Here is a 24,146-nt window from a genome sequence, read left to right on the forward strand (position 1 = left end):
GTGGAGCCAACCGCGGCGCGTGTCGCCCCGGTAGGCGCGGCGCGAGCCGCGAGGGGTTGAAGGCGATGGGCGTTGGGCGGGTGCGATGAAAGGCTCGCGGCTGGCGCCGCTCCTACGGCGGAGCCAGCCGCGGCGCGTGTCGTCCCGGTAGGCGCGGCGCGAGCCGCGAGGGGTTGAAGGCGATGGGCGTTGGGCGGGTGCGATGAAAGGCTCGCGGCTGGCGCCGCTCCTACGGCGGAGCCAACCGCGGCGCGTGTCGCCCCGGTAGGCGCGGCGCAAGCCGCGAGGGGTTGAAGGCGATGGGCGTTGGGCGGGGGCGATGAAAGGCTCGCGGCTGGCGCCGCTCCTACGGCGGAGCCAGCCGCGGCGCGTGGCACCCGGTAGGAGCGGCGCGAGCCGCGAGGGGTTGAAGGCGATGGGCGTTGGGCGGGGCGATGAAAGACTCGCGGCTGGCGCCGCTCCTACGGGAGCGGGGCCAGCCGCGAGGGCTTGGAGCGCGTGCGGCTTAGTGCGCGGCGGCCGTGGCAGCGCCGACGCCGGTCTGGGCGCGCACGTACTGGTCTTCGAAGGCTTCCTTCTCGTCCTTGGCTTCCTGGCTCTTGTCGAGCGTGGAGAACAGCCAGGTCATGAAGAAGGCGATGGGCATCGAGAACAGGGCGGGCTGGGTGTAGGGGAAGATGGCCGACTCGAAGTGCAGCACGTCGACCCACACCGACTTGGACAGCAGCACGAACAGCACCGCGCTGATGAGGCCGGAGTAGCCGCCCATGAGGGCGCCGCGCGTGGTGAGGCCCTTCCAGTACATCGACAGGATGAGCACCGGGAAGTTGGCCGATGCGGCAACGCCGAAGGCGAGCGCGACCATGAACGCGATGTTCATCTTCTCGAAGGCCATGCCGAGCAGGATGGCGACGATGCCCAGGCCGATGGTGGCGTACTTGGACACCTTGAGCTCGGTGGCTTCGTTGGCCTTGCCCTTCATGATGACGCGCGAGTAGATGTCGTGCGAGATCGCCGACGCGCCAGCCAGCGCCAGGCCGGCCACCACCGCGAGGATGGTTGCGAAGGCCACTGCCGACAGGAAGCCGAGCAGCAGGTTGCCGCCGACGGCCTGGGCCAGGTGCATGGCGATCATGTTGCCGCCGCCGACGACCTTGCCGCCGATCTCACCACCCTCGAAGAACTGCGGGTTGGTGCCGACGATGAGGATGGCGCACAGACCCATGATGGCGATGACGTTGAAGAAGTAGGCGACGATGCCCGAGGCGTAGAGCACGGACTTGCGCGCTTCCTTGGCGTCGGTGACGGTGAAGAAGCGCATCAGGATGTGCGGCAGGCCGGCGGTACCGAACATCAGGCCCAGGCCGAGCGAGATGGCGGTGATGGGGTCGGCGAGCAGGCTGCCCGGGGACAGCAGCTTGGCGCCCAGCTTGTGCACTTCCATCGCACGGGTGGTGAGCTCGTCGAAGCTGAAGCCGAACTGGCTGAAAGCGAGCACGCCGACGGTGGTGCCGCCGATGAGCAGCATGACGGCCTTGATGATCTGCACCCAGGTGGTGGCGACCATGCCGCCGAAGGTGACGTAGATCATCATGAGCGCGCCGACGACGACGAGCGCGATGTTGTAGTCGAGGCCGAACAGCAGCTTGATGAGCTGGCCGGCGCCGACCATCTGCGCGACGAGGTAGAAGCACACCACGGTGAGCGAGCTGACCGCGGCCATGGTGCGCACCTTGCCCTGGTTGAGGCGGTAGGCGGTGATGTCGGCGAAGGTGAATTTGCCGAGGTTGCGCAGGCGTTCGGCCATCAGGAACAGGATGATGGGCCAGCCGACGAAGAAGGACAGCATGTAGATGTAGGCGTCGACGCCCTGCATGTACATCATGGCGGTGAGGCCGAGCAGCGTGGCCGCGGACATGTAGTCACCAGCAATCGCCAGGCCGTTCTGGAAGCCGGTGATGCCGCCGCCCGCGGTGTAGAAGTCGGCCGTCGACTTGGTGCGGCTGGCCGCCCAGTAGGTAATGCCCAGGGTGAGCACCACGAACACGAAGAACATGCCGATGGCGTGGAAGTTGAGGGCCTGCTTCTCCATCTGGCCCATGTCGCCCTTGGCGAGCGCGAGCGCAGGGAGGGCGAGTACGAGGAGGCCGGCGCCAAGGCGCGACAGGGTGCTTGCGTTCATCACTTCTCCTCCTTCCAGGCCGCCTGGATGATTTCCTTGTTGATGTCGTCGAATTCGCCGTTGGCGCGACGGACATACACCCAGGTGAGCACCCAGAAGAAGACGAACTGGAAGAGACCGGCAACGATGCCGAAGGTGATGTTGCTGCCCTCGGAGAGGCGCATGCCGATGAGCCCGGGCGCGAACGCGACGAGCAGGACGAAGCCATAGAACATGGCCAGAACGATGACCGCGAGGATGCCCGCAAAACGGGTCCGCTTGGCTACCAGTTCCTTGAAGCGTGGGTTGCGCCGAATATGCGCATACATTGAGACAGACACTTCTCCCTCCTCATGGATAAGCAACGTAGAACTGCATTGCCCTCCACCCTCCTTTTTGCCGAGCGCTCCGTCTGACGCGGGGTTATCAGCAGCGGCGGATGATATATCATCCATAAGATCCCATACTACCCCGTATGGAAAATTTTGATCGACGATAGTCAGGCTTGCCGATGAACCCAGGAATCGATTGTGAAATCAGCGCAGGCGTCGCCACCGTGACGCTGTGCAACCCGTCCAAGCTCAATGCGGTGAATGCCGCAATGTGGCGCGGGCTTTCCGCCGCAATGGCGCGCGTTGCGGCCGACGATGGCGTGCGTTGCGTGATTGTGCGTGGCGCGGGCGAGAAGGCCTTCGCCGCCGGCGGCGACATCGAAGAGTTCGTGACCGTGCGTGCGACGGTGGATGACGCGATGCACTACCACGAGGATCTGGTGGCGAGCGCGCTCAACGCGCTGCGCGACTGTGCGGTGCCGACGGTGGCGGCGATCCGCGGTGCGTGCGTGGGCGGCGGGCTGGAGATTGCCGGCTGCTGCGACATCCGTATCGCTGGCGAGTCGTCACGCTTTGGTGCGCCGATCAACCGACTGGGGTTCTCGATGTACCCGGGGGAGATGGCCGGGCTGCTGGCGCTGGTGGGGCCGGCGGTGGTGCTGGAGATCCTGCTCGAGGGCCGCATCCTGGATGCACGCGAGGCCTTGCAGAAGGGCTTGCTGAGCCGGGTGGTGGATGACGAACGCGTGTTCGAGGAGGCGGCGCTGAGCGCTGAGCGTATCTGCGCAGGGGCACCGCTGGTGGCGCGCTGGCACAAGCAGTGGGTGCGCCGGCTGATGACCGGCGCGCCGCTGGATGAGGCCGAGCGGCGCGCTGCGTTCGACTTTCTGGCGACCGAGGATTACCGCGAAGGACTGGATGCTTTCCTGAACAAGCGCGCGCCGGTGTTCAAAGGGCGCTGAGGGGAGCACTCGAGGTGCCCCCCGCGCCGGGTGGGCTCAGGGCCTGCGGGCGCCGGCCTCGCGCAGGGCCTCGGCAAACAGCGCGTCCTTGTCGACCTGCAGCATGGACGGGGCGTCCGGCGGGCAGAGCTCGGCGGGGTCGATGCCGTCGCGGTCCTGGCCGAGTTCGGCAGCCGAGGGCAAGCCTTCGCGGGCGACTTGCAGCCTGGGCAGCAACTGCCCCATGCCGGCGAGGGTGCGCGCCTGGGCGGTGAGGAGGTCGAAGCGGGCGCCAGTGTAGGCGCGGCGAGCCTGGAAGTACTCGTTCTCGGTATCGAGCAGGTCGAGCAGCGTGCGCTGGCCGATGTCGAACTGCTGGCGATAGGCTTCGCGCGCCTTGGCAATGGCCAGCTGGTGCTGGTCGAGGTAGCCGAGTTGCTCGCGCAGGCGGGCGCTGTCGTTGTAGGCGATGGACAGGGTCTGGCGCAGGTCGCGGCAGGCCTTTTCGCGCAGGTCGCGGGACTGGTTGAGCGTTTCTGCCGCTTGGCGGATGCGGGCCTGGTCGGCGCCACCGCGGAACAGGTTGTAGTTGAGCACGACTTCGACCACGCCTTCGCGCGTGCTACCGCTGACGCCGTCGAGGTTGTTGTCGAGCGACTGACGGGCGCGCAAGTCGATACGCGGCTGGTTGGCGCTGCGGCGAGCCTGGACTTCTGCCTGGCCGGCGCGCACGTTCTCGACTGCGGCGTTGATGGCGGGGCTGGAGACGAGCGCGGCACGCACGGCGTCGGAGGCGGTGGCAGGCAGGCCTTCGCTGCCGGCGAGGGTGTCGGGAAGCGCGCTGAGGCGCTCGGCAGGCTCTTCGCCGACCAGGCGCAGGTAGCGCGCGCTGACGTCGTGCAGGTTGCTGACCTCGGTGAGGAGGTTGGATTCTGCAAGCGCGAGGCGGCCGCTGGCCTGCTCGAGGTCTACGCGGCGGCCGACGCCGGCGGCGGCGCGCTCGGCGATCTGGTCGTACACGCGGCGGTGCTCGACGTAGTTGTCCTTGGCCAGTTGCACGAGTTCGCGGTAGCGGAGCACGTCGGCGTAGGTGCGCACCGTGTCGAGCGCGGCAGTTTCGGCCGCATCGACAACTTCGTAGTAGCGGGCGAGACGAGCGTAGCCAAGGCGGGACACTTCACTGCGGGTGAGAAAGCCGTCGTACAGCATCTGGTTGAGCGACAGGGTGGCGCCGCGGCGGGTGTAGCTGTCAACGGCTTCGCGCGGACGGTCGACACGTTCGCGGCCAACGCCGGCGTTGAGGTCGACCTGCGGCAGGTAGCCGCCGCGCGCAACGTCCTGCTCGGCGCCGGCGGCGCGGAAGGCGTGCCAGCGTGCCTGCACGTCGGGGTTGGTGGCGACGACCTTGAGCACGGCGTCGCGCAGCGCGTCGGGGACTGGGGCGGAAGCTGCCTGTGCAGTGCCATGCACCGCAAGGAGTGCGATCATGCCGAGCGTGCGGCGAAGAGCTTTGTTGTTCATTTATTAGAACCTTGGTTTCGAACGGAGAGCGATTCGGGGTACGTGCGCATTAGACCCAATCCGGGTCGTGCGTTGTGGGTGGATCGACGGCAATCGGTGACGCAATGCACAAGCCATGCGCATTTACCGGCTCCGGCGTGTCCTGGGTCACGTCGTGGCGCGGTCAGCGCTGTGCCGCATCACGGCCGATCCCGCATAATCGTGAGCACCCGGCCAGCATTATGTCATGCCCCTGACTCTCGTCGCCCTTTCCAGGACGGTTTGTTACCTGCTCGCCATACTGGCGCTGGCGGGCGGCTTGTCGCGCGTGCTGGCCGAGGCCGACTTCGAGCACATGGAGCGCATCGCCCTCGCCCGCCACGGCGACGCAGTGGCCGAGCAGGTGCGCGACTGGCGTGCGATGCTGGGCGAGGCGGCGGCGCTGGAGACGGCGGACCAGTTGGCGCGCGTGAATGGGTTCTTCAACCGCCGGGTGCGCTTCGAGGATGACATCGTGGTTTGGCGGCAAGCGGACTACTGGGCGACGCCGCTTGAGATGCTTGCGCGCGGCGCAGGCGATTGCGAGGATTTTGCAATCGCCAAGTACGCCAGCCTGATTGCGCTGGGCATGCCGGCCGAGCGGCTGCGCCTGATCTACGTGCGAGCCCGCATCGGCGGGCCGCAAAGCACGGTGTCGCAGGCTCATATGGTGGTGGGCTATTTCGAATCGGCCGACGCCGAGCCGCTGATCCTGGACAACCTGGTAGGCGAGATTCGCCCGGCCAGCCGCCGCCCCGACCTGTTTCCGATTTTCAGCTTCACCAGCGAAGGCCTGTGGGTACAGGGCGCGAGCACCTCGTCCGCAGACCCGACGGCGCGCCTGTCGCGCTGGCGCAGCGTGCTCGAGCGCATGGCGAGCGAAGGGCTCGAACTGAGAAAATGAAGATCTCTGCAAGGATGCACCCATCATGTCCCTGATCAAGAAGCTGTGGATCGCAACCGTCTGCCTGACCGTGCTCGCGCTGGGAGGAAGCCTGGTCGTGGGCACCCTGTCGGCGCGGGCTTACCTGGTGCAGGCGATGACGGTGAAGAACATCGACAACGCAGGGGCGCTGGCGCTGGCGCTGTCTCATCTGCCGAAGGACCCGGTGAGCATCGAGCTGCAGTTGGCGGCGCGCATGGACACCGGCCACTACCGGCTGATCCGCCTGACCGCGCCCAACGGCGAGACGATCGCCGAGCAGGCGCAAACTGGCGGGGCCGAGGCGGCGCCGGCCTGGTTCCGCCAGCTGATCCCGATGCATGCCGGTGCGGGCGTGGCGCAGGTGCAGGATGGCTGGCGCCAGTTCGGCACGCTGCAGGTCGAGAGCCACGACCGCTACGCCTATGAGTCGCTGTGGCGATCGACGCTTGACCTGCTGCTGTGGTTTGCTGCCGGCGGGCTTGTATGCGGTGCGCTGGGCACGGTGTTGCTCAAGCGCATTCTGAGCCCGCTCGACGATGTGGTCGCGCAGGCGAGCGCGATCGGCGAGCGTCGCTTCGTCACCACAGCCGAACCGGGGACGCTGGAGTTCCGCCGCGTGGTGGGGGCGATGAACGCCTTGTCGGGCAGGGTGCGGCAGATGCTGGGTGAGGAGGCCGAGCGCCTGGAGGCGCTGCGCTTCCAGAGCCAGCATGACGCACTGACCTGCCTGATGACCCGTGCCCAGTTCCTGCGCCAGGTGGAGAGCGCCCTGGAGCGTGAGGATGCGCGTGCCGGCGGCACGCTGGCGATCGCGCGCATTGCCGACATGGCTGCGCTGAACCGCCGCCTGGGACGACCGGCGGTCGATGCCCTGCTGCGCACGCTCGGCCATCACCTGCTGCACCTGGCGTCGTCGCAGCCGGGCTGGGAGGCAGGACGACTGAACGGTACCGATTTTGCGCTGCTGGCCTGCGGCGAGGAAGATGCCGCCGCAGTCGCCCAGCGCATGCAGGTGGAGATCGACCGCGCGATCGCCCACGCTGGCGAAGGCGAGCACTTGGAGGTGGCCTTTGCGCTGGGGGCATGCGCGTTTGCACCAGGCACGGCGCTGAAGGCGCTGCTCGCCCATACCGACGGGGCGCTGGCGGGGGCCGAGCAGGACGGCGCGCGCATGATCCGCATCGCCGACCCCGACCGGCCGCCCCTGCCGCATACCGACCTGCATGGTTGGCGCTGCGCGATCGAGGATGCCGTGCTGAAGTCGCGGATGATGCTGGCACGCTTCCCGGTGCTGTCGACAGGCGGCGCCGTGTTGCACCAGGAGGCGCCGGTGCGCCTGGAGATGGGTGGCGAGTGGCAGAGCGCGGGCTACTTCATGCCTTGGGCGGCGCGCCTCGGGCTGGTGAGCCGGATCGACGCCGAGGTGGTGCGACGTGCGTTGCTGGACGTGGAGCAGGAACCGTCAGCGCTGGGCATCAACATATCGGCCGAGTCGCTGTGCGATGCAGCCTTCCGCAACCATCTGCAGACGCTGCTCGACAGCCGACCCGAGGCTGCACGCAAGCTGTGGGTCGAGGTGCCGGAATACGGCGTGGTGCAGCATCCTGCGGAGTTCCGCGAGCTGTGCCAGATGCTCAAGCCGCTTGGCTGCCGGATCGGCATCGAGCATTGCGGCCGTGAGCTCAAGCGCATCGGTGACTTGCACGACCTGGGCCTGGACTACATCAAGGTGGATGCGTCCATGGTGCGCAGCATCGACACCGAGCCCGGCAACCAGAACGTACTGCGCAGCCTGTGCATGCTGGCGCACAGCATCGGCGTGCAGGTCATTGCCGAGGGCGTGAGCACGGCACAGGAGCAAGCGGCGCTGACACGCCTGGGGGTGGACGGGGTGACCGGACCAGGCGTGCAGGCGCAAGCATGAGCGCCCGGGCCTGCGGACAGCGGGCCAGGGCGCGGCGGACGCGGTAGGTCAGAGCACCTGTCCGTCGGCGTCGTCGAGCAGGTGCAGGCTGCGCATCGAGACCCGTGCGCTGCGCCGTGCGCTGAGCTTCTCCTGGGCCGCGGGCGGCAGGTCGGTAAAGCGGATCACCGCGCGTTCGACGAGCAGGTCGATGAGATCCTCGAGCACGCGGACCATGTGCAGATCCGTCTCGGCGAGCCCGGGGGTGGCGCTGAGCTTGTGCAGGAAGACCCGCAGTTGCGGGTCTTCGGCGTCGACGAGGTGACGGTGGATCGCGTCTTCGGTGGCGCTGACGGCGACAATGTCTCCACCGGCGTTGCGTTCTACGTAAGGCATGCCTGAGCCTCTTGCGGTGGCCCGCCGGGTTGCCCCGGCAGGCCATTGGGACATGGTCAGTCGGTGATCAACCGGCCGCTGCTGAGCAGGTTCTGGATGATCTGATTGTCGTCGGCCAGGCCGCCCAGCAGGTCGACACCTTCGAGGCGGATGATCTGGTCCGGCCCCGTCATTGCTGCCCCCTGGGTCTTGACCGCGATGACGGTCGTCCCGGCGGCGGAGCCCGCGCCCGGCTCGAAGCTGAAGTCGAGGTAGTCGGCGAGGTTGCCGGCGTCGATGCCCTGATGGGATTCGCCGATCAGCAGGTCGCGCAGGTCGAGCACGTCGCCCTGGCTCACGCTGAAGTCCTTGACCACGTCGACCGCGGGCGCGCTGGTGCTGCCCTGGTCGCCGAACTGCCACTTGAACACGTCGGCTCCGGCACCACCATACAGGGTGTCGTTACCCGCACCGCCGACGAGGACGTCGTTGCCGGCATCGCCGTACAGGGTGTCGTTGCCCTGCCCGCCATACAGCCAGTCGTTACCCGCCCCGCCACGCAGGGTGTCATTGTCGGCTCCGCCGAAGATGAGGTCGTCGCCGGCACCGCCGTTGATGGTGTCGTCGCCCGCATAGCCGCGGATGAGATCGTCGCCGCCGGTGCCGTTGAGCGTCTGGCCCGCGCTGGTGCTGTTGGTGACGGTGGAGTCGGTCTGGTTGAAGGTGATGTTGACGGTCTGCTGGCTGACCGCGGTGTCGTCATTCGCGGTCTCACGTGCGATCGCAGTGACGGTGAGCGCCATCGAGCCGGAGAAGCCTGCAGGCGGCATCAGCAGCAGGTTGCCGAGCTCGGCCGCGGTGAAGGTCCAGGTGCCGTCGCCGTTGTCGGTACCCGAGGTGAAGCGGGCGCCGGCAGGAACGCCGGAGACGACGACGGTGAGCACCTCGGACCCGCTCTTGTCAGCCAGTTCGGCAAACACGGGCAGGCGCACAGGCGCACCGTAGGCCGCAGCATCGCCCGGCGCGCCAAAGCGCGGCGCAGACAGCTGCAGCGACGAGTCCTTGAGGCGGTCGCCACCGTTGAGCACCAGCCACTGGAAGCTGTACTGGCCATCGGCGCTGGCGGTGAAGGTGAAGCTGTCGCTGACGCTGCTTTGCGGGAACTTGACCTCGGAGGCGTTGACCAGGATCGACTGCTTGGCGCCGGAGGGATCGGTCACGATGAGCACGACCAGGTCGTTGAAGCCATTCGCAACCTCGGACGCGAGGTTCTCGCCGTTGGTGAAGATGTAGTTCCAGCTCACCGTGGAGCCGGCCGTCATTGCGTGATGCGATTCGGTGACCTTGCCGTCGAGCACGGTGACGTTGCCGTTGTGGGTGACGTTTTCGCCCACTGGATTGAAACGGTTGCTCAGGTAGCCGCTGGGCAGGCCAAGCTCGCGCTCGAGATCCGCCCTCAAGACACCATTGCCGGAGTTGTTGTCGCCCGGCGTGACCACCGTGTCGCTACCACCCGTGGAGATGACGGTGCTGCCGGGCGTGAGGATGAAGATGTCGTTGATGGGCGCGAGGTTGGGCGTGTCGGCGATGGCCTTCACCCCGTTGTCGCTATCCACAGCCGTGTTGCCGGCAAGGTCGGTAACCGTGGCGGTGACCGTAAGCGGACCATCGGTGAGCGCGCTGAGGTTGGCCGTGGTGCTGTAGCTGCCGTCGGCATTGACCGTGGTCGTGACCGTCACATCCGGCGTGGCGGGGTCGTTGTCGCTGATGACGAGCGTGACCGTCTGGCCGGGCTCCACACTGGTGGTGGTACCGGTGATCGGCACCGCGGTGACATTGGCACTACCGACGTTATTAAGACTGACGGTAATCGCCGCGCTGGTATCGATCAGCGTGCTGTCGCTATCGCCACTGCCGACATTGCCGGCGACGTCGGTGTAGCTGCCGGCGGGGACTTCGACGGTCACCGTGCCTTCAAAGCCGGCGGCCGGAGTCAGATCAGCCGTCCAGCGGGTCGGGTCGGTCGGGTCCTGGACGAGGTTGCTGATGCTGCCGTTGGTGACGACGACATCGCTCGCCTCGAAGCCCACCGGCGCTTCGCTGAAGACGAAGCTCACCGTGCCATCCGGGTTGATCGTGACGTTGACGCTCGGGGCGAGCGTGTCGACTGCCGTACTGTCGCTATCGCCGCTACCGGCATTGCCGGCCACGTCGGTGTAGCTGCCGGCGGGGACTTCGACGGTGACATTGCCTTCGAAACCCGCGGCCGGCGTGAGGTCGGCGGTCCAGCGCGTCGGGTCGGTCGGGTCTTGCACCAGGTTCGAGATCGAACCGTTGGTGACGACGATGTCGGCAGCTTCAAAGCCCACCGGCGCTTCGCTGAAGACGAAGCTCACCGTGCCATCCGGGTTGATCGTGACGTTGACGCTCGGCGCGAGCGTGTCGACCGCGGTGCTGTCGCTATCGCCGCTACCGGCATTGCCAGCCACGTCAGTGTAGCTGCCTGCCGGGACTTCGACGGTGACGTTGCCCTCGAAACCAGCCGCCGGAGTCAGATCAGCCGTCCAGCGCGTCGGGTCGGTCGGATCTTGCACCAGGTTCGAGATCGAACCGTTGGTGACGACCACATCGGCAGCTTCAAAGCCCACCGGGGCTTCGCTGAACACGAAGCTCACCGTGCCATCCGGATTGATCGTGACATTGACGCTCGGGGCCAAGGTATCCACCGCGGTGCTGTCGCTATCGCCGCTACCGGCGTTGCCGGCCACGTCGGTGTAGCTGCCTGCGGGGACTTCGACGGTCACCGTGCCTTCAAAGCCGGCGGCCGGGGTCAGGTCGGCGGTCCAGCGGGTCGGGTCGGTCGGATCTTGCACCAGATTGCTGATGCTGCCGTTGGTGACGACGACGTCGCTCGCCTCGAAGCCCACCGGGGCTTCGCTGAACACGAAGCTCACCGTGCCATCCGGATTGATCGTGACATTGACGCTCGGGGCCAAGGTATCCACCGCGGTGCTGTCGCTATCGCCGCTACCGGCATTGCCGGCGACGTCGGTATAGCTACCGGCGGGGACTTCGACGGTCACCGTGCCTTCAAAGCCGGCGGCCGGGGTCAGATCAGCCGTCCAGCGCGTCGGGTCGGTCGGGTCCTGGACCAGGTTGGAAATCGAACCGTTGGTCACAACGACGTCGCTCGACTCAAAGCCCACCGGCGCCTCGCTGAACACGAAGCTGACGGTGCCGTCCGGGTTGATCGTGACATTGACACTCGGGGCAAGCGTGTCGACTGCCGTGCTGTCGCTATCGCCACTACCGACATTGCCGGCCACGTCGGTGTAGCTGCCGGCGGGGACTTCAACCGTGACATTGCCTTCGAAACCCGCGGCCGGGGTCAGATCGGCCGTCCAGCGCGTCGGGTCGGTCGGATCTTGCACCAGATTCGAGATCGAACCGTTGGTGACGACGATGTCGCTCGCCTCGAAGCCCACCGGGGCTTCGCTGAACACGAAGCTAACGGTACCGTCCGGGTTGATCGTGACATTGACGCTCGGGGCCAAGGTATCCACCGCGGTGCTGTCGCTATCGCCGCTACCGGCATTGCCAGCCACGTCGGTGTAGCTGCCGGCGGGGACTTCGACGGTCACCGTGCCTTCAAAGCCGGCGGCCGGAGTCAGATCAGCCGTCCAGCGCGTCGGGTCGGTCGGGTCCTGGACCAGGTTGGAAATCGAACCGTTGGTCACAACGACGTCGCTCGCTTCAAAGCCCACCGGGGCTTCGCTGAACACGAAGCTCACCGTGCCATCCGGGTTGATCGTGACGTTGACGCTCGGGGCGAGCGTGTCGACTGCCGTACTATCGCTATCGCCGCTACCGGCATTGCCGGCCACGTCGGTGTAGCTACCGGCCGGGACTTCGACGGTGACATTGCCCTCGAAGTCCGCGGCCGGGCTCAGATCGGCCGTCCAGCGCGTCGGGTCAGTCGGATCTTGCACCAGATTCGAAATCGAACCGTTGGTCACAACGACGTCGCTCGACTCAAAGCCCAGCGGGGCTTCGCTGAACACGAAGCTCACCGTGCCATCCGGATTGATCGTGACATTGACGCTCGGCGCGAGCGTGTCGACTGCCGTGCTGTCGCTATCGCCGCTACCGGCATTGCCAGCCACGTCAGTGTAGCTACCGGCCGGGACTTCGACGGTGACGTTGCCCTCGAAGCCAGCGACCGGAGTCAGATCAGCCGTCCAGCGCGTCGGGTCGGTCGGGTCCTGCACCAGATTGCTGATGCTGCCGTTGGTGACGACAACGTCTGCAGCCTCGAAGCCCACCGGCGCTTCGCTGAAGACGAAGCTCACCGTACCGTCCGGGTTGATCGTGACATTGACGCTCGGGGCAAGCGTGTCGACTGCCGTGCTGTCGCTATCGCCACTACCGACATTGCCGGCCACGTCGGTGTAGCTACCTGCCGGGACTTCGACGGTGACGTTGCCCTCGAAGCCAGCGACCGGAGTCAGATCAGCCGTCCAGCGCGTCGGGTCGGTCGGATCTTGCACCAGGTTCGAGATCGAACCGTTGGTGACGACCACATCGGCAGCTTCAAAGCCCACCGGCGCTTCGCTGAACACGAAGCTGACGGTACCGTCCGGGTTGATCGTGACGTTGACGCTCGGGGCGAGCGTGTCGACCGCGGTGCTGTCGCTATCGCCGCTACCGGCGTTGCCGGCGACGTCGGTGTAGCTACCGGCGGGAATCTCGACCGTGACCGTACCTTCAAAACCAGCGGCCGGGGTCAGATCCGCCGTCCAGCGGGTCGGGTCGGTCGGGTCCTGGACGAGGTTGCTGATGCTGCCATTGGTCACAACGACGTCTGCAGCCTCGAAGCCCACGGGGGCTTCGCTGAACACGAAGCTGACGGTACCGTCCGGGTTGATCGTGACGTTGACGCTCGGCGCAAGCGTGTCGACCGCGGTGCTGTCGCTATCGCCACTGCCGACATTGCCGGCCACGTCGGTGTAGCTGCCGGCGGGGACTTCGACGGTCACCGTGCCTTCAAAGCCCGCGGCCGGCGTGAGGTCGGCGGTCCAACGGGTCGGGTCAGTCGGGTCCTGGACGAGGTTGCTGATGCTGCCGTTCGTGACGACGACATCGCTCGCCTCGAAGCCCACCGGCGCTTCGCTGAACACGAAGCTCACCGTGCCATCCGGGTTGATCGTGACGTTGACACTCGGGGCAAGCGTGTCGACCGCGGTGCTGTCGCTATCGCCGCTACCGGCAGTGCCAGCCACGTCGGTGTAGCTGCCGGCGGGGACTTCGACCGTGACGTTGCCCTCGAAACCAGCGGCCGGGGTCAGGTCGGCGGTCCAGCGGGTCGGGTCGGTCGGGTCCTGCACCAGATTGCTGATGCTGCCATTGGTCACAACGACGTCTGCAGCCTCGAAGCCCACGGGGGCTTCGCTGAAGACGAAGCTGACGGTACCGTCCGGGTTGATCGTGACGTTGACGCTCGGGGCGAGCGTGTCGACCGCGGTGCTGTCGCTATCGCCACTGCCGACATTACCGGCCACGTCGGTGTAGCTGCCGGCGGAGACTTCGACGGTCACCGTGCCTTCAAAGCCCGCGGCCGGAGTCAGGTCGGCCGTCCAGCGCGTCGGGTCGGTCGGGTCTTGCACCAGGTTCGAGATCGAACCGTTGGTGACGACGATGTCGCTCGCCTCAAAGCCCACCGGGGCTTCGCTGAACACGAAGCTCACCGTGCCATCCGGGTTGATCGTGACATTGACGCTCGGCGCGAGCGTGTCGACTGCCGTACTGTCGCTATCGCCGCTACCGGCATTGCCAGCCACGTCGGTGTAGCTACCTGCCGGGACTTCGACGGTGACGTTGCCCTCGAAGCCAGCGGCCGGCGTGAGGTCGGCGGTCCAGCGCGTCGGGTCGGTCGGATCTTGCACCAAGTTCGAGATCGAACCGTTCGTGACGACGACATCGCTCGCCTCAAAGCCCAGCGGGGCTTCGCTGAACACGAAGCTCACCGTGCCATCCGGATTGATCGTGACATTGACGCTCGGCGCGAGCGTGTCGACTGCCGTGCTGTCGCTATCGCCACTGCCAGCATTGCCGGCCACGTCGGTGTAGCTACCTGCCGGGACTTCGACGGTGACGTTGCCCTCGAAGCCAGCGGCCGGAGTCAGATCAGCCGTCCAGCGCGTCGGGTCGGTCGGGTCCTGCACCAGATTGCTGATGCTGCCGTTCGTCACGACAACGTCTGCAGCCTCGAAGCCCACCGGCGCTTCGCTGAAGACGAAGCTCACCGTACCGTCCGGGTTGATCGTGACATTGACGCTCGGGGCAAGCGTGTCGACTGCCGTTCTGTCGCTATCGCCACTACCGACATTGCCGGCCACGTCGGTGTAGCTACCTGCCGGGACTTCGACGGTGACGTTGCCTTCAAAGCCCGCGCCCAGAGTCAGATCAGCCGTCCAGCGCGTCGGGTCGGTCGGATCTTGCACCAGGTTCGAAATCGAACCGTTGGTCACAACAACGTCGCTCGCCTCGAAGCCCACCGGCGCCTCGCTGAACACGAAGCTGACCGTGCCGTTGGGGTTGATGGTGACATTGACGCTCGGGGCGAGCGTGTCAACCACGGTGCTGTCGCTGCCGCCACCGCCCGAATTGCCCGCCGCATCGGTGTAGCTACCGGCGGGAATCTCGACCGTGACGGTACCTTCAAAACCAGCCGCCGGAGTCAGATCAGCCGTCCAGCGCGTCGGGTCGGTCGGATCTTGCACCAGGTTGGAAATCGAACCGTTGGTCACAACGACGTCGCTCGACTCAAAGCCCACCGGCGGCTCGCTGAAGACAATACTGACAGTCCCGTCCGGATTGATCGTCACCACGACGCTCGGAGCCAGGGTGTCGACGGGGGCGCCGTCGTCATCAGCCGCAGCACCCGCCCGCCCATCGACTGCGCCTGCGGTGAACTCGAGACGATCGCCCTCAGCATTGCCATCGACGACCGGCCCCGCACCTTCCAGGTCCTCGCTGATGCGCAGCAGCCGCACGAAGCTGCTGCCTTCGCCCGCGCCGCCGCCAGCCAGGCCGGCTGCCGGGTCCTCGAGCACTTCGCCCAGGTCCTGCCCGGCTTCGATGGCCTGGATGACCTGGGCGATGGTGGCGTCTTCGACAGCGGCTGCACGGGCGTCGGCACGACCGGCCTCGCCCATGTCGGCGGCTACGAGGACGCTGCTGTCTTCGGGGACGAGGGTGGTGGCGCCGTCGGCGTGGGAGAGTTCGACGCGGGCGCCGGGGCCGGTGATGATGACCTCACCTTCGAGGACGGTATCGCCGACCTTGAGCACGCGCAGTTCGCCATCGGCGTTGCGGGCGAGAACCTGACCACTGACGTAGACGACGTTTCCAACCACCTGGGCTTCAGCCATTTCGTTCGCTCTCCGTTATGCGCCGCTTGGCCGCGTGATGCGACCGGGCACCAAGAATCATGATGCTGGCAAGCGTACGGAGGCATCGGCACAGGCGCCATTGTCCAGGTGGACAGGCTGCGAACTACGTCACGCTTGGGCTTGAGCGCCGACGCGGGAGACGAGTAAGGCGAGCTGCAGGCGGTCGGGGACGCCGAGCTTGTCGAAGACCGCCGCCAGGTGCGCCTTGACCGTGCGTTCGGAGATGTCGAGACGCAAGGCGACCTGCTTGTTGGTGAGCCCTTCGGCAACAGCGATCGTCACCTCACGCTCGCGCGGGCTGAGCTCATCGAGCGCGGGTGCAGCTGGCGCCTCGGGTGCCTGGGCGAGTTGCGGCGCCAGCCCGGTTATCAAGCGCGCCAATAGATGGGGACCAACCCACAGACCACCATGGCGCACGACGAGCGCCACCTCGTGGAACAAGCCGGCGGCGGCGAATGCATGGCAGTAGCCGCGCGCGCCGCTGTCGAGCGCACGCAGGGCCTGCTCGTCCGCGGGCAGGGCCGACACGACGACCACGCGCACGCCCCTCTCGGTCAGACTGCGTACCGTGCCGGCCCAATCGTCGAGTTCGACATCGACCCAGACGAGGTCATCCGCGGCCAGTGCCGGCAGCTGTTCGGCGGAACCAAGCACCACCGCACTCGAGAAAGCCTTGCGCCAGGCGTCGAGCGCCCGCGCGCTGGGGCTGATGAAGTATTCGGTCATGCTCAGCGCTCCGTCAGTGCGTTGGCCTTGGCGCGCAGCACGGGTTTGGCGAGGTAGGCGAGCACGCTCTTCTTGCCGGTGAGGATGTCGACGTCGGCGACCATGCCGGGGATGATCGGCATCCCCTCGCCGAGCTCGTTCTGCAGTGTGCGCACGCGCACGATGTAGAAGGCGTTGCCCTTGTCATCGAGCACGGTATCGGCCGAGATGTGCTCGACGACGGCATCGAGCCCACCGTAGATGGCGAAGTCGTAGGCGCTGAACTTGACCACGGCCGGCTGCTCGGGGCGCAGGAAGCCGATGTCCCTGGGCTTGATGCGCGCCTCGAGCAGCAGAGCGTCGTCGAGCGGGACGATCTCGACCACCTCGCGGCCGGGCTGTACCACGCCGCCCACGGTATTGACGAGCAGGCGCTTGACGGTGCCACGCATCGGCGAGCGGATCTCGGCGTGCTTGACGCGGTCCTCGAGCCCACGGGCGCCCTCGGACAGGCTGCCGAGCTTGCTCATGGTGTCGGAGAGCTCGGCGCGCCACTGGTTGCGCACCGCCAGCTCGACCTCCTGGATCTTGCCTTCGGCTTCGGTGATTGCGGCCTGCACGCGCGAGATCTGCGCCGCAGCCTGGTCGCGCTCGCCGCGCATGCGTGCGACATCGCGCTCGAGACGCAGGATGTCGACGTCGGACACCGCGCCGGAACGCACCAGCGGCCGGGTCACGTCAAGCTCGCGCACCGCAAGATCGAGGCCGCGTGCAGCCTGATCGCGGCGTGCGCGCACTTCGTTGAGTTCCTGCTGTCGCTGGCTGAGCTGCTGGCGGGCAATGGCGATCTGGGCGTTGATACCCTCGCGACTGGTCTCGAACATGCGGCGTTCGTGGGCGACGATGTCGGGGATCTCGCGCTCGAGCTCTGCAGCGACGGCGAACTCGCCGCCGCGCGTGAGCGCCTCCAGGCGGGCTGCCCTGGCCTGCAGCGCCTGCGCGGTGGCGCGGCTTTCGAGCAGGGTCGAGACGAAGCGCGTGGGGTCGATGCGCAACAGCAGCTCGCCGGTGTCGACGACCTGGCCTTCGCGTACGGCGATCTCCTCGACCACACCACCATCGAAGGACTGCACCACCTGCAGCTGCGACGACGGAATGACACGCGCCTCGCCGCGCGTGACCTCATCGAGTTCGGCCAGCGCCGCCCACACGACCAGCGCGACCAGCACGAGGGCGATGATCCACAGCAGGCCGCGTGCGCGCAGCGGCTCCTGCTGCAGGCGGGCCCAGTCGGCCTCGCCCATCCAGTCATCGGCGCCCGGGCGGTCGCCACGGGCGGCGCTGCGCACCAGGCGGTCGAGCGCACCACCGCCGAGCTGCGTCGAGCCCTGGGACACCTCGCCAACCTTGTCGAACAGGGAACGCTGCATGCGCGGCAACATCAGCCAGCCCTCCCGATACGGCCCTGGCGCAGGGCGTCGACCACCTGGGCCTTGGGCCCGTCGGCGACGATGCGACCGGCGTCGATGACGATGATGCGGTCGACCAGATCGAGCAGCGAGGTTCGGTGCGTGATCACGATCAGCGTCTTGCCGGCGCCGTGCGCGCGCAGCTGCTGCTTGAGCGCCTCCTCGCTGGCGTGGTCCATCGAGGCAGAAGGCTCGTCGAGCAGCAGGATGGGCGGGTCGGCGACCAGCGCACGGGCGATGGCCACGCCCTGGCGCTGCCCGCCGGAGAGCGATTCGCCACGTTCGCCGACGAGCATGCCGTAACCGTGCGGGTGGGCGTCGACGAAGTCGGCGATGCCCGCAATGCGCGCGGCACGCAACACCTTGTCGTCGCCCGCCTCCGGCATGCCGATGACGATGTTGTCACGCAGGGAGCCGTAGAACAGGGTGACATCCTGCGGCACATAGCCGATGTTGCGGCGCAGCTCGGCGGGGTCGAGCTGGCGCAGGTCGATGCCGTCGACCAGCACGGCGCCGCCGGTGGGCTGGTAGAGCCCGAGGATGAGCTTCTCGAGCGTGGTCTTGCCTGAACCGACACGGCCCAGGATACCCACGCGCTCGCCGGTACGGATGGTGAAGGAAACCTCGCGCAGGGCCGGCATTTCGCCCTCGCCGTAGGCGAAGCTGACGTTGCGGAACTCGATGTCGCCGCGCAGCAGCGGACGGCTCAGGAAGCGCTTGTCCTGCGGACGCTCGACCGGGCGCTGCATCAGCTCCTCGAGCGATTCGAAGGCGGTCGCTGCGGAGTGGTACTGCACCAGCAGCCCGGCGACCTGGCCGATCGGCGCCATCGCGCGCGAGGACAGCAGGTAGCAGGCGATGAGGCCGCCCATGGTGAGCTCGCCCTCGCTGATCAGGTAGACGCCGATGATGACTGTCGACAGGCTCACCATCTGCTGCACCCACAGGGCGCCGTTCGAGCTCGTGGCGGCGAGCAGGCGCAGGCGTGCGCCGACGCTTGCGACCAGCGCTGCGCTTTTCTCCCACTTGCCCTGGATGACCGCCTCGGCCCCCATCGCCTTCACCGTCTCCATGCCGACCAGGCCCTCGACCAGGGTGGCGTTACGCTGCGCGCTGGCGCGGTAAGTGGTTTCGGCCAGCGCATGCATGCGGCGCTGGACGGTGAGCGAGTAAAGCAGCAGCAGCGTGATGCCGACGACGAAGGGGATCACCATCGGCCAGCCGATCCAGCCGATGACGATGACGAAGAGCAGCGCGAACGGCAGGTCGATGAAGGCGGTGACCGTCGCCGAGCTGATGAAGTCGCGCACCGACTCGAAGGCGCGCAGGTTGGAGGCGAAGGAGCCGGCCGAGTCGGGCCGGGCCTCCATGCGCAGGCCAAGCACCTTCTCCATGATCACCGCCGACAGCTTGACGTCGGCACGGCTACCGGCAAGATCGACGAAGTAGCCGCGCAGCATGCGCAGCACGAAGTCGCCGCAGATGACGATCATGACGCCAATGGCGAGCGCCCACAGGGTCTCGATGGCATTGTTGGGGACGACGCGGTCATACACGTTCATCGAGAACAAGGGCAGCGCGAGCGCGAACACGTTGATGACCAGCGCCGCGAGCAGCACGTCGCGGTAGAGCGCCCGGTTCTCGGCCATCACGCTCCAGAACCAGTGCCCGGCGCCCGTGCCGCGGACCTCGGGCGTACGCGCATCGAAGCGGTGGCGCGGGCGCGCGTACAGGGTGACGCCGACATAGCGCGTGCGCAGCTCGGCGAGCGCCATCGTCACCACACTGTCGCCAAGCTCGGGAAACACCACCTCGGCCACGGCGGCGGCTGCGTCCACGCGCATGAGCACGCAGGCCTGGCCGTCCTCGAGCAGCAGCACTGCGGGCAGCAGCGCGAGTTCGACGTGCTCGAGGGCCTGGCGCACGATGCGGCTCGACAGCCCGGCCCGGCTTGCCGCGCGTTCGAACAGCGCCGGGCCGAGCCGCCCGCCCTCGAGCGGCAGGCCGGCGAGCACGGCTTCGCGGGTGACGGACAAGCCATGCGCCTGGGCCACGACCAGCAGGCAAGCGAGCAGTGCATCCGTGCCGCGCGGCGACGGCTCCGGGGTCGATGCCGGCTCAGCGCCTGGCGCCAGGGTGATCGAGGCTTGCTGCACGCAGAAGGTCATCCATGATGAACAATTGGACGCATTCTATGGGCAACCGCCCAAACTGAGTCAAACCCGGGGCTTGCAGCGTTAATTCGGTCACATTGGCGCCTGCTGCTGCGGTTCAGTCCGGCAGCGGCTCGGTGTCGATGTACTCCTCGACCTTCATCCCCCTCAGCTGGTAGCCGGCCACCCCCATGTCGGAATCGATCCGCCCCACCGCCATCACCCCCTCGACCCATACCGGCAGCATGTTGTAGCCGGCCGGCACCGCCTTGTCGGGGATGACGTGGATGAGCTGGTTGGCCGGCGGCGGCGGCACATGCACGCAGGCGCCGAAGTACGGCACGAGCAGGAACTCGCTGATCTGTTCGCCGTTGGTCTCGAGCGGGACGAGAAAGCCGGGGATGCGCACACGCTCGCCGGCAAGCCGCTCGACGACCGGCGCGCGGTCCCACTCCTCGCGGATGCGTTGCAGCACCTCCATGGCGCGCGGGTCGTTGTCGCCGAGCTCGTCGAGGTTAATGTCGGCAAACAGTGCTTCGGGCTTCCAGTCGGCGGGCATCAGCTCATCCCAGCTGAGCTCGCGGAACGGCCCGCTCGCGCTGCCGGCAGGCGCCGCCAGGCGGTCGCCTACCTGGTACTGCGGCGCACCAGCAGCCTGGCTCTGCGCCTGAACCTGCGGCACCGCCGCCAACAGGAGGAAGGAGGCGCCGACCACGGCGCACAGCTTGGATGCAGTCATCGATCGTAGAACCCATTCACATCGTGAGGACGCTCGCCGGCAGTCAGACGCGGATGCTCATGCCGTCGGCAAGCGAATAGCGGTAGGCGCGCAAGGCCGGCACCAGGCTCGCCATCAGGCTGGCCCCCAGCACCGCCGCGAGCAGGCGCCATTCGCCAGAGGTCGGCCAGCCGAGCGTCAGTTGCAGGCCATGATTGGCACTCAACCACGGCGCCAACGCCGCGCTCGCACCATACAGCAGCGCCAGGCCAAGCGCGATACCCGCCAGCGCCAGCATCACGCTCTCGCTTGCAAGCAGCGCGAACACCTGGCGCGGGCTGGCCCCGAGCGCGCGCAGGATGGCGAGCTCGCGGCGACGCTCGCCCAGGCTGGCGACCACGACCGCCACCATGCCGGCCAGCCCCACTGCCACCACCAGCGCCGACACCGCGAGCAGCGCCTTCTCGGCAATGCCGACCAGCCCCCACAGCTCCTGCAGCGTGGCGCCGGGCAGGATGGCGGTGAGCGCCTCGTCGCCATGGCCGTTGATCTGGCGCTGCACGCGGAACACTGCAGTACGGCTGTGCAGGCCGACGAGGGCAGCGGTGACCGATTTGGGCTGGAGATCGAACTTGCGCACATGCTCGGCGGCAATGCGCAGACCGGGGATGGGCGCGCCCCCATGCCAGTCGATGTGAATGGCCTCGATGCCTTCCAGGCTCACCAGCAGCGCACGATCGACCGGCGTGCCGCTGCGCGCCAGGATGCCGACGACGGTGAAGGGCTTGTCGTCGTGGTCGGCAAAGCGCGGGCCGCCCTGCCCACCCAGCGTGCCGTGGCTGAGCACGATCTGCTGGCCGAGCCGGTAGCCGAAGCGCGCGGCCACTTCGGCACCGAGCACGACCTCGAAGATGCCGGCAACCTCGGCGGGCGCATCGGCAAAGGCACGCCCCTGTTCGAAACGCAGCGCGCGCCGGTCGCCATGGCGGTAATGCTCGAAGAAGCCCACGGTGGTGCCGATGACACGGTGGCCGCGATGGGAATCACCAAGCGAGATCGGTACCAGCCAGCTGACCTGGGGCATGGCGGCAATGTGCTCGATGCTCGCCCACGACACGTTGTTGGTGGCGTTGCCGAGATGAAAGACCGAGTACAACAGCAGCTGTACCGGGCCACTGCGGGCACCGACCACGAGGTCGGTGCCCGAGATGGTCTGCGCAAAGCCGGCGCGGGCGTCGTTGCGCAGGCGCTCGACACCGAGCAGGAGCGCCACCGCGAGCGCCACCGCGATCACCGTGAGGCCGACCGACAGACGGCGGTTGGCGATGCTGCGCAGGCTGAGGCCGAGCACGGTGCTCATGCGCCGCCCTCCGCCGCGCACGCTGCCGAGGCGCGGTTCATGTGGTCGAGTTCGAGCACGCGGTCGAAGTGAGCCGCCAGGCGCTGGTCGTGGCTCACGAAGAGCAAGGCGGCACCGGCTGCGGCGCACTCCTCGAGCAGGAGCGCAATGAAGGCCTGCTGGCGGTCGGCATCGAGCGCGGATGTAGGCTCATCGGCCACCACCAGGCCGGGACGGCCGATGAGTGCGCGTGCGGCGGCCACGCGCTGCTGCTGGCCGACCGACAGCTGCGCCGCAGGGCGCGCGAGCAGGCCGGGGTCGAGATCGAGCCGCGCTGCCAGGCGTGCTGCCTCGGCCGCCGGCGTGCTGCCAGCGGCCGCCACCCGCGCACGGCGCTGGGGCGAAAAGCGGCAGGCAAGCAGGATGTTGTCGAGGGCGGACAGCCAGGGCAGCAGGTTGAAGAGCTGGAACACGAAGCCGACATGGTCGGCACGGAAGCGGTCGCGCGCACCCGACGACAGCGCTGCCAGCACCTGCCCGGACACCTCGACAGAGCCGGCCTGGGGAAGGATCACACCGCCGACCAGCGACAGCAGCGTAGTCTTGCCGCTGCCGCTCGGCCCGCGCAGGAAGACGCGCTCGCCGCTGGCGATGTCGAGGCGCTCGATGTCGAGGCAGTCGGCCGGCGCACCCGGCCAGCGATAGCGCAGGCCGGCGAGGCGGACCGCAGGCACGGCGGCTGCGCTCACAGTTTCAGGGCAGCGGCGCCGGGCTTGAGCACCGCCGAACCCTGGCCGCGGCCGGATGCGTGCGCCGCGCGCAACTCGCGCAGGCGCGGGAAGGCGTCGAAGAGGGCGGTGTCGATACGCTCGAGTGCGGCCGGGGCCGAGCACTCGAAGCGGTAGCTGGCGACGAGGTCGGCATGGCCATCATCGCCGTGGTCATGATCGTGTTTGTGGTCGTGTTTGTGGTCGTGTTTGTGACCGTCCGCCTGCTCCCCGCCTTGCGGCCAGGGCGATTCGACGCTGACCTCCCGCAGCGCGCAACCGGCCGCGGTCGATGGTGCGAACAGCGCCCCACCCTCGCGCAGACGCTGCTCGGCAGCAGCCATGGCCTTGCGCTGGGCGGCCGTGCGCGGCGCGTGCTCGAAGCCGACCAGGTTGTCGAGCGGGGTCGTCAGCTCGATCAGCAGTTCGCCACCATCGGTTGCAACGCTCAGGTGGGCAACGCCGTGCTCATGGGCGCCATGGGCATGCTGCGCCTGGGCCAGCGGCGACACTGCCAACAGGGCTGCGCAGCCAAGCGCGGACAAGGTACTGCGGGCGGGGATTCGGGTCATCGTGTTGCGCCTCCGGGCTCGAAAGGTTGTCTGGAACGGGTTTCTGAGGGCAGTTGGTCAATCAAAGGCTCGCGGCTGGCGCCGCTCCTACCGCATGGGCAGGCGCCGCGGGTGCCCCCGTAGGAGCGGCGCCAGCCGCGAGGGGTTGAAGGCGACATGCCCCACGAGTGGTACGAAAAGCTCGCGGCTGGCGCCGCTCCTACGGCGGAACCAGGCGCAGCGCATTTCCCGCCTTGGATGCGCGTGAATGCTACGGGTTCATCTAATGCTACAATGTTGCATCAAATACAGCACCAGATCCAGACCGAAGCGCCCGCAAACCGTTCCGGATACACCATGCCCCAGCACACTGCCCACAGCCACACACCCGTGCCGGCTCGCGAACTGATCGCGGCCCACGGCGGTCGCGTCACACGCACCCGCATCGCGGTCATCGAGGTGCTGCAGGCGGCGAGCCATCCGCTATCGCACGACGAGGTCGCCGCTGCGCTCGACGCGGGCGGCATCGCCCATGACCGGGTCACGCTGTACCGTGCGCTCGAGTGGCTGGTGGAACAGGGCATTGCACGCCGCATCGCCAGCGGCGAGCGCGCCTGGCACTTCGAGATCCGCCGCGGCGACGATCACCGCCATGCACACTTCCACTGCGACCGCTGCGGGCAGGTGCTGTGCCTGGAGGACATCCCCGCGACGGCGAGCGCAGCGCTGCCGGCCGGATTCGAGCTCGACCGCGCCGAGCTGGTACTGCACGGCGCCTGCGCCGACTGCGGCCGCAACGGCGTGGGGGCACCCTGAA

Annotated in this window: 16 protein-coding genes; 4 read left to right on the forward strand and 12 right to left on the reverse strand. The window is 67.5% G+C overall.

The genetic code is table 11. The annotated features are described in order from the left end of the window. Positions 1-505: 505 nt before the first annotated feature. Positions 506-2,182, reverse strand: a complete 1,677-nt coding sequence (locus LQF09_RS15665) for a cation acetate symporter (protein ID WP_002931958.1) — start codon at positions 2,180-2,182, stop codon at positions 506-508. Further along, a complete protein-coding gene (locus LQF09_RS15670) occupies positions 2,182-2,502 on the reverse strand; it encodes a DUF485 domain-containing protein (protein WP_353736329.1) in 321 nt (106 codons plus the stop codon). Before LQF09_RS15670 ends, LQF09_RS15665 begins: the two co-directional genes overlap by 1 nt. 170 nt (positions 2,503-2,672) lie before the next feature. On the opposite strand from LQF09_RS15670, the gene LQF09_RS15675 reads away from it, so the two are divergent. Continuing rightward, a complete protein-coding gene (locus LQF09_RS15675) occupies positions 2,673-3,455 on the forward strand; it encodes an enoyl-CoA hydratase/isomerase family protein (protein WP_002931954.1) in 783 nt (260 codons plus the stop codon). A gap of 36 nt (positions 3,456-3,491) precedes the next feature. Here LQF09_RS15675 and LQF09_RS15680 read toward each other — a convergent pair whose 3' ends face one another. Beyond that, positions 3,492-4,955, reverse strand: coding sequence for a TolC family outer membrane protein (locus LQF09_RS15680; protein ID WP_002931947.1), 1,464 nt, complete (start codon positions 4,953-4,955; stop codon positions 3,492-3,494). A 226-nt stretch (positions 4,956-5,181) separates the two neighbouring features. Here LQF09_RS15680 and LQF09_RS15685 point away from each other — a divergent pair, with 226 nt between their 5' ends. Together LQF09_RS15685 and LQF09_RS15690 are read left to right on the forward strand one after the other, a co-directional pair. Further along, entirely contained in the window at positions 5,182-5,877 is a 696-nt protein-coding gene (locus LQF09_RS15685) for a transglutaminase-like cysteine peptidase (protein WP_002931944.1), read from the forward strand. A gap of 25 nt (positions 5,878-5,902) precedes the next feature. Continuing rightward, positions 5,903-7,822, forward strand: a complete 1,920-nt coding sequence (locus LQF09_RS15690; RefSeq protein WP_270068384.1) for a bifunctional diguanylate cyclase/phosphodiesterase — start codon at positions 5,903-5,905, stop codon at positions 7,820-7,822. 48 nt (positions 7,823-7,870) lie between these two features. Here LQF09_RS15690 and LQF09_RS15695 read toward each other — a convergent pair whose 3' ends face one another. The 9 genes from LQF09_RS15695 to LQF09_RS15735 form a co-directional block, all read right to left on the reverse strand. Continuing rightward, a complete protein-coding gene (locus LQF09_RS15695; RefSeq protein WP_270068385.1) occupies positions 7,871-8,197 on the reverse strand; it encodes a hypothetical protein in 327 nt (108 codons plus the stop codon). Between the two features lie 56 nt (positions 8,198-8,253). Then, complete coding sequence (locus tag LQF09_RS15700) at positions 8,254-15,606, reverse strand: retention module-containing protein (protein WP_270068386.1); 7,353 nt, start codon at positions 15,604-15,606, stop codon at positions 8,254-8,256. Between the two features lie 129 nt (positions 15,607-15,735). Then, a complete protein-coding gene (locus LQF09_RS15705) occupies positions 15,736-16,353 on the reverse strand; it encodes a helix-turn-helix transcriptional regulator (protein ID WP_270068387.1) in 618 nt (205 codons plus the stop codon). Between the two features lie 2 nt (positions 16,354-16,355). Beyond that, positions 16,356-17,774, reverse strand: a complete 1,419-nt coding sequence (locus LQF09_RS15710; RefSeq protein WP_002931924.1) for an HlyD family type I secretion periplasmic adaptor subunit — start codon at positions 17,772-17,774, stop codon at positions 16,356-16,358. Further along, complete coding sequence (locus LQF09_RS15715) at positions 17,774-19,969, reverse strand: type I secretion system permease/ATPase (RefSeq protein ID WP_270068388.1); 2,196 nt, start codon at positions 19,967-19,969, stop codon at positions 17,774-17,776. The genes LQF09_RS15710 and LQF09_RS15715 overlap by 1 nt, the downstream gene beginning before the upstream one ends. A 103-nt stretch (positions 19,970-20,072) precedes the next feature. After that, positions 20,073-20,693: a DUF3299 domain-containing protein gene (locus LQF09_RS15720; protein ID WP_002931916.1), complete on the reverse strand. Its 621-nt coding sequence runs from the start codon at positions 20,691-20,693 to the stop codon at positions 20,073-20,075. Positions 20,694-20,736: 43 nt separating this feature from the next. Further along, positions 20,737-22,032 carry an ABC transporter permease gene (locus tag LQF09_RS15725; RefSeq protein ID WP_002931915.1) on the reverse strand — a complete coding sequence of 432 codons (1,296 nt, stop codon included), beginning with the start codon at positions 22,030-22,032 and terminating at the stop codon, positions 20,737-20,739. Beyond that, on the reverse strand, positions 22,029-22,745 hold the full coding sequence (locus tag LQF09_RS15730) for an ABC transporter ATP-binding protein (RefSeq protein ID WP_270068389.1): 717 nt from the start codon (positions 22,743-22,745) through the stop codon (positions 22,029-22,031). The genes LQF09_RS15725 and LQF09_RS15730 overlap by 4 nt, the downstream gene beginning before the upstream one ends. Positions 22,746-22,756: 11 nt before the next feature. Continuing rightward, complete coding sequence (locus tag LQF09_RS15735) at positions 22,757-23,350, reverse strand: DUF2796 domain-containing protein (protein ID WP_002931910.1); 594 nt, start codon at positions 23,348-23,350, stop codon at positions 22,757-22,759. A 336-nt stretch (positions 23,351-23,686) separates the two neighbouring features. On the opposite strand from LQF09_RS15735, the gene LQF09_RS15740 reads away from it, so the two are divergent. Further along, positions 23,687-24,145, forward strand: a complete 459-nt coding sequence (locus tag LQF09_RS15740) for a Fur family transcriptional regulator (RefSeq protein ID WP_002931908.1) — start codon at positions 23,687-23,689, stop codon at positions 24,143-24,145. Position 24,146 lies beyond the last annotated feature (1 nt).

The organism is Thauera sp. WB-2 (assembly GCF_027594845.1).
GTDB lineage: Bacteria > Pseudomonadota > Gammaproteobacteria > Burkholderiales > Rhodocyclaceae > Thauera > Thauera mechernichensis.

Coding starts and splice junctions, on each gene's coding strand:
- LQF09_RS15665 (WP_002931958.1), bottom strand. CDS start 2,182: ATGAACGCAAGCACCCTGTCGCGCCTTGGCGCCGGCCTCCTCGTACTC.
- LQF09_RS15675 (WP_002931954.1), top strand. CDS start 2,673: ATGAACCCAGGAATCGATTGTGAAATCAGCGCAGGCGTCGCCACCGTG.
- LQF09_RS15680 (WP_002931947.1), bottom strand. CDS start 4,955: ATGAACAACAAAGCTCTTCGCCGCACGCTCGGCATGATCGCACTCCTT.
- LQF09_RS15685 (WP_002931944.1), top strand. CDS start 5,182: ATGCCCCTGACTCTCGTCGCCCTTTCCAGGACGGTTTGTTACCTGCTC.
- LQF09_RS15690 (WP_270068384.1), top strand. CDS start 5,903: ATGTCCCTGATCAAGAAGCTGTGGATCGCAACCGTCTGCCTGACCGTG.
- LQF09_RS15695 (WP_270068385.1), bottom strand. CDS start 8,197: ATGCCTTACGTAGAACGCAACGCCGGTGGAGACATTGTCGCCGTCAGC.
- LQF09_RS15700 (WP_270068386.1), bottom strand. CDS start 15,606: ATGGCTGAAGCCCAGGTGGTTGGAAACGTCGTCTACGTCAGTGGTCAG.
- LQF09_RS15705 (WP_270068387.1), bottom strand. CDS start 16,353: ATGACCGAATACTTCATCAGCCCCAGCGCGCGGGCGCTCGACGCCTGG.
- LQF09_RS15710 (WP_002931924.1), bottom strand. CDS start 17,774: ATGTTGCCGCGCATGCAGCGTTCCCTGTTCGACAAGGTTGGCGAGGTG.
- LQF09_RS15715 (WP_270068388.1), bottom strand. CDS start 19,969: ATGACCTTCTGCGTGCAGCAAGCCTCGATCACCCTGGCGCCAGGCGCT.
- LQF09_RS15720 (WP_002931916.1), bottom strand. CDS start 20,693: ATGACTGCATCCAAGCTGTGCGCCGTGGTCGGCGCCTCCTTCCTCCTG.
- LQF09_RS15725 (WP_002931915.1), bottom strand. CDS start 22,032: ATGAGCACCGTGCTCGGCCTCAGCCTGCGCAGCATCGCCAACCGCCGT.
- LQF09_RS15735 (WP_002931910.1), bottom strand. CDS start 23,350: ATGACCCGAATCCCCGCCCGCAGTACCTTGTCCGCGCTTGGCTGCGCA.
- LQF09_RS15740 (WP_002931908.1), top strand. CDS start 23,687: ATGCCCCAGCACACTGCCCACAGCCACACACCCGTGCCGGCTCGCGAA.